Origin of the sequence: Ferrimonas kyonanensis DSM 18153, from assembly GCF_000425405.1 — a bacterium.
Classification (GTDB): Bacteria; Pseudomonadota; Gammaproteobacteria; order Enterobacterales; family Shewanellaceae; genus Ferrimonas; species Ferrimonas kyonanensis.
Genome location: NZ_AUDJ01000053.1, coordinates 1 through 4,519, shown reverse-complemented (window position 1 = coordinate 4,519; position 4,519 = coordinate 1). Strand labels below are relative to the sequence as shown.

The 4,519-nt window shown below is 51.2% G+C and carries 5 protein-coding genes and 1 pseudogene; 1 reads left to right on the top strand and 5 read right to left on the bottom strand.

The window, feature by feature from the left end; all coding sequences use genetic code 11:
• Positions 1 to 151: 151 nt before the first annotated feature.
• The 5 genes and pseudogenes from H598_RS0113425 to H598_RS26100 form a co-directional block, all read right to left on the bottom strand.
• On the bottom strand, positions 152 to 1,489 hold the full coding sequence (locus H598_RS0113425) for a HAMP domain-containing sensor histidine kinase (RefSeq protein ID WP_084144469.1): 1,338 nt from the start codon (positions 1,487 to 1,489) through the stop codon (positions 152 to 154).
• Positions 1,486 to 2,163, bottom strand: coding sequence for a response regulator transcription factor (locus H598_RS0113420; protein WP_028113466.1), 678 nt, complete (start codon positions 2,161 to 2,163; stop codon positions 1,486 to 1,488). The genes H598_RS0113425 and H598_RS0113420 overlap by 4 nt, the downstream gene beginning before the upstream one ends.
• Positions 2,164 to 2,166: 3 nt before the next feature.
• On the bottom strand, positions 2,167 to 2,697 hold the full coding sequence (locus tag H598_RS0113415) for a hypothetical protein (RefSeq protein ID WP_028113465.1): 531 nt from the start codon (positions 2,695 to 2,697) through the stop codon (positions 2,167 to 2,169).
• Between the two features lie 38 nt (positions 2,698 to 2,735).
• Complete coding sequence (locus H598_RS0113410; protein WP_028113464.1) at positions 2,736 to 3,686, bottom strand: MBL fold metallo-hydrolase; 951 nt, start codon at positions 3,684 to 3,686, stop codon at positions 2,736 to 2,738.
• 128 nt (positions 3,687 to 3,814) lie between these two features.
• A pseudogene (locus H598_RS26100) lies at positions 3,815 to 3,994 on the bottom strand (response regulator transcription factor); the annotation flags it as partial.
• Between the two features lie 7 nt (positions 3,995 to 4,001).
• Here H598_RS26100 and H598_RS24350 point away from each other — a divergent pair.
• Positions 4,002 to 4,519: sensor histidine kinase (locus H598_RS24350; protein ID WP_035415918.1), on the top strand; the 518-nt coding region annotated here is incomplete at its 3' end.

The window sequence follows — 4,519 nt, the reverse complement described above, 5'->3', positions numbered from 1 at the left end:
CGCCGGATTTGGGTATCTGAGAAAGCTGATTAAACCCATCACCCTAAGAGCGATGATCAGCGCCATGCTGGTGGAGAGCTGGCAGCACAACTACGCCCATGAGCCCGAATCAGATGAACTGACTTTCTAGGGCTCTTTGACATCATTGACTCTAACCTTGACTCAGCGGCAGAACGAAACGAACCACAAGTCCAGGGTGAGCAAGGGCCAGTTCGAGACGACCGCCGTGACGTTCGACGATGGCCTTAACCATGGCTAAACCCAGGCCAAAGCCGGCCTGCTGCCGACTACTGTCGCCTCGAAAACTTCGCTGAGTTAACGACGACAGCTGCGCCTCATCCACTCCCTGGCCGTTATCGGCTACCGAAATCACCAGATCACCACCATTAGCCTCGGCAGATAGGACAATTCCGGCATCGGCTCCGGCATACTTTATGGCGTTGTCCACCACATTAAAAAGTGCCTGATACAACAAACGCTCATCACCGCTTACAGACAAACCACTTGGTTGGCAACGAAGCTGCTGGGATTGCTCCTCGGCCACCAACTGCAGTAAGTCCACCACTTGTTCAAAAAGCTCATCTACCTCAATCTGCTCGGTGCTGAGCTGCCGCTTTCCATGCTCCAGCTGCGATAGGGTTAATAGCGCATCAAAGCTGGCTAGAGTGAGATCTAACTGCTCAAGCTCAAAGCCGATAGTTTCATCTGTAGTTAGACGGCGCTCCAGACTAAACCTAAGCCTCGACAGCGGCGTACGAAGATCGTGAGCGATGTTATCGGTTACGCTTCGCACGGTGTCTAGGTGCTGCTCTAAGCCATGGATCATGGCATTGATGGAGCGCCCTAGCTGATCATATTCATCACCGTTAGCTTTGATAGACAAGCGCTGTTTGAGATCCCCTGCCTCAACCTGCTTTAGGGTGCGATTGAATTGGTCCAATCGAGACATTTGGCGCCGAGCCAGCAGGTTTCCCAGTAACAGCGTCATCACTAACGCCGCAGCCAAAGCCCACAATGCCGTGAGAATAAAGCGCTCAATGAGTTGATCAAGCAGCTCTGTGGATTGAGCCACCATCACGTTTCCAAACGGCGTTACCACGATGCCTGCCTGCAATTGGCGAAGTTGGCCTAATTTGGGATCGAAAACCGATATTGAAGCGGTTTGTGGAAGCTCAGGAATCGCTTTAGGAAATAGGCTCAGTGCGCCTAAAACTTCTCCCTTATGCTGCCAAGTCAACAGCAGCTTCTCTTGGGACTGCATCTGCTGCAATCTTAGATAAAAGCGTGTTGGCTCACTGGAGGTCGCCAAGCCTTGAATTCGACTGGCTGTAGTTTGCAGTTCACGACCAATTTGCCGCTGCTGCTCAGTTAATAGCGCTTGGTACAGTACCCAGGTCATGCTTAGCAACAGCACCGATACCATCAAGGCAATACTTAGCGTTAGCCGCCAGCTTGAGTGCTTTCTTGGGTTAAATAAAGCCCAGCTCATGAGGTTGGCTCGAGCCGGTAGCCGGCACCGCGGACCGTAGTGATCTGCAAAGTGGCCTTGGCTGCATCCAATTTCTTTCTTAAACGAGCGATATGCACGTCAATGACATTGGTTCCCGGATCAAAATGTTGATCCCACACCGATTCAAATAGCAGGGTACGAGTAACCATTTGGCCACTGTGCTCCATAAAAAATCGCAGCAGCCGGAACTCTTTCGCCTGAAGCTCAATAGGATGCTCGCCAACCAAAACTCGATGGGCCAGCAAGTCCATCTTTAGGTTTCCTAACTCTATGGTCGTTGCCTGCGGCGCTGAGCTGCCCCGCTTCAGCAGCAGCTCACTGCGAATAAGCAGCTCAGCAAATGAAAACGGCTTAACCATGTAATCATCGCCGCCGCTGCGAAGCCCCTTAATGCGGTCATCTACCTCACCAAGAGCAGATAGAATTAGCACTGGGGTAGCATTGTCGCTGACACGAAGTGCCGCTAAAATGGCCAAGCCATCAAGCTTAGGTAACATACGATCGAGGATGATTAGCTGATACTGCTCTTCGGTTGCCAACATCAGCCCTTGGTGGCCATCTTCTGCACTGTCCACCACGTAGCCCTGCTCGCTAAAGCCACTAACCAAAAATTCACGGTTGCTTTTATCGTCTTCGACAATGAGTATCTTCATGGGTCACATCTGTAATATGGGAATGGCCGTGTTGCTTTTAAGATCAATAGCATAACTCTGTTTACCTTCAACCGTAAGCAGAGTTACCCAGAGAAATGGAATACTCAGATTACTGCCAATATTGGCGGCAATCAGCTCACCTGGACGATTGTTGCTAAGGTCACTGATTAACTCGTCAATGGACTTGGGGTGAGAGAGTAGAGTCTTGATGGCGAGCAGTTGGTCGCCACCACGCCACTCATCCAGTTCAAACTCTGTCCCCACAAGCACACCAGCATCATCATAACTCAGCTCAGTTATCTGCTTAGTGGTTGAGTTATAGAGGCTCACCTCAAAGCTAAGCTGCTCATTCTCTAGTTCAACTTCAAAGTCGACGATCTGCTCTTTTGGACGCTCACGACTGGCCTGCTCAAAGATCTCTGATGCCGACACCACGTCAGCACCACTAAGATAAGCCCACAATTGAGACGACGGCTCTGCAGAGAGAGCCGTCACAGGGCTTAACAAAAATATCGTTAGGATGTACCTAAGCACCTGAACATCTCCCCACCCTGTTTTTGGAATCAGTAGAATTAAATGCGAAACTCACCCAAGAGGCCACGCTCTCTTAATGCCAAATAGCTCGGCGTATCGTGGCTGTTGATCATAATCAGGTTAGGCTGCTCTTTCATCAAGGTATTTAGCCAAGCAAACTGGGCTTTAAGCGCTTCTCTATCCTCTTTGACCCAAGGGGCATTCTTCATCTTACCACTGGTGATGTTTTCTAGCGTCCACCCGGTATCCGAACTGTGCAGGTACTCCTGTCCATTTTGAAGGCGGATGTAAAACATCTTAGAGTCAGGGGTATGGCCAGGGGCTTTAATGGCAACAATACCTGGCGCTACCGGATAGTAGTTGTCGAAATCGATGGCGATAAAGCGTTCGGTACGCTCCCGGCAGATCTCAATCGACGCTTTATGAGGCGTGGTAACCATAAACTCTCGAGTATCACTGCTGAGCCACACCTTATCGGCGATCTCCTCAAAGTAGGGGCTAGTCACCACACCGCCTACGTGATCCGCATGATAGTGACTCAGTACAATTAGGTTTGCCTGTCGCATCGCCTGCTGCAGTCGCTGGTATTTTTCCATATAAAACGGATCGCTTGAACTACCGAAATAGTCGTGAGTCGCCTCGTCCATACCACTATCGAGAATGACACTGCCTTGAGGGTAAACCAGCTGGTGTGCTGTACGAGCTAGGTTGATCTTGCGCTGTGGGTCCCCCCCTTCCAATACTAAGCTGGCTTTTCTGTGGCTTTCTGCAAAACGCACCACGTTAAGCTCAGTGGGTAGCGGCCCCAACATGACACTGGCCAAACGGCGAAGGGTGTCCAAATCAGGCGCAAATCCCGCAACCTGCTTGGCTGAACGTTGAACTTGAGCCAGTCGAGCAGGATCGGCATGGCCGCTAAATGGCAATGTAGTGGCAACCGCCGCTCCACCAAGGGTAACAGCTCGCTTTAAGAATTGACGACGTAACATGGATAGCCTCTTAAAATACTCAGTCATTAATTGATTAGCTAAGCGTAAAGCAAGCTGAATGACGCCAAGGTGGGCTGAAGATTAAATAAAGTTAATCTTCAGCCCAGATTACGAAATGATGGGAGTATTTAGATCTCAACCGCTGCAGAATTTGTCTGCAGTTGCTGCATCGCTATCACCGCTTGGGTGCGGGTACGAACCCCGAGTTTAAGAAATAGCGCACTGGCATGGGCTTTGACTGTAGCTTCCGACAGCCCCAATTCAGCGGCGATCTGCTTATTGAGCAGACCGTCAGCAAACATCAATAAACTGGCGATGGCCAACGAGCAGCTGGCCCGATCCAACGCCAAATTGGCCAACGCCAGAGAACAGGCGGAGCTGGCTCATCACAAAAAGAGCCAGTATCTGAAGGCTTGTAGTCACGATCTGCTACAACCGCTGTCGGCGGCCCGGTTGTTCTCCTCCACGTTAATGGAAGACAATCAGTTGCCTGAGCGCGCCCGAGGCCAGCTGCAACAGATTGATCACTCTCTCAAGGTGGCCAATGATCTGCTGCTGGATCTCAACGAGGTCTCCCGCACCGACAGCGGCACGGTTGTGCCCAAAATGGAACCCTTCCCCCTGCAGGAGTTGCTGGACTGCCTGCACGGCGAATTTGACGCCATTGCCGACCAGCATCAGGTAACGCTGCGAATGGTTCCCTGCAAAGCCTGGATTCGAAGCGACCGTCAACTGCTAAGACGCATCCTGCAAAACCTGCTCAGCAACGCCTTTCGCTATGCCCATGGCGGCAAAGTACTGCTGGGTTGCCGCCATGGCGAGCAATTGGAGAT

Excerpts from the sequence above, each read along its gene's own strand:
- H598_RS0113425 (WP_084144469.1), bottom strand. The coding sequence starts at position 1,489 with ATGAGCTGGGCTTTATTTAACCCAAGAAAGCACTCAAGCTGGCGGCTA.
- H598_RS0113420 (WP_028113466.1), bottom strand. The coding sequence starts at position 2,163 with ATGAAGATACTCATTGTCGAAGACGATAAAAGCAACCGTGAATTTTTG.
- H598_RS0113410 (WP_028113464.1), bottom strand. The coding sequence starts at position 3,686 with ATGTTACGTCGTCAATTCTTAAAGCGAGCTGTTACCCTTGGTGGAGCG.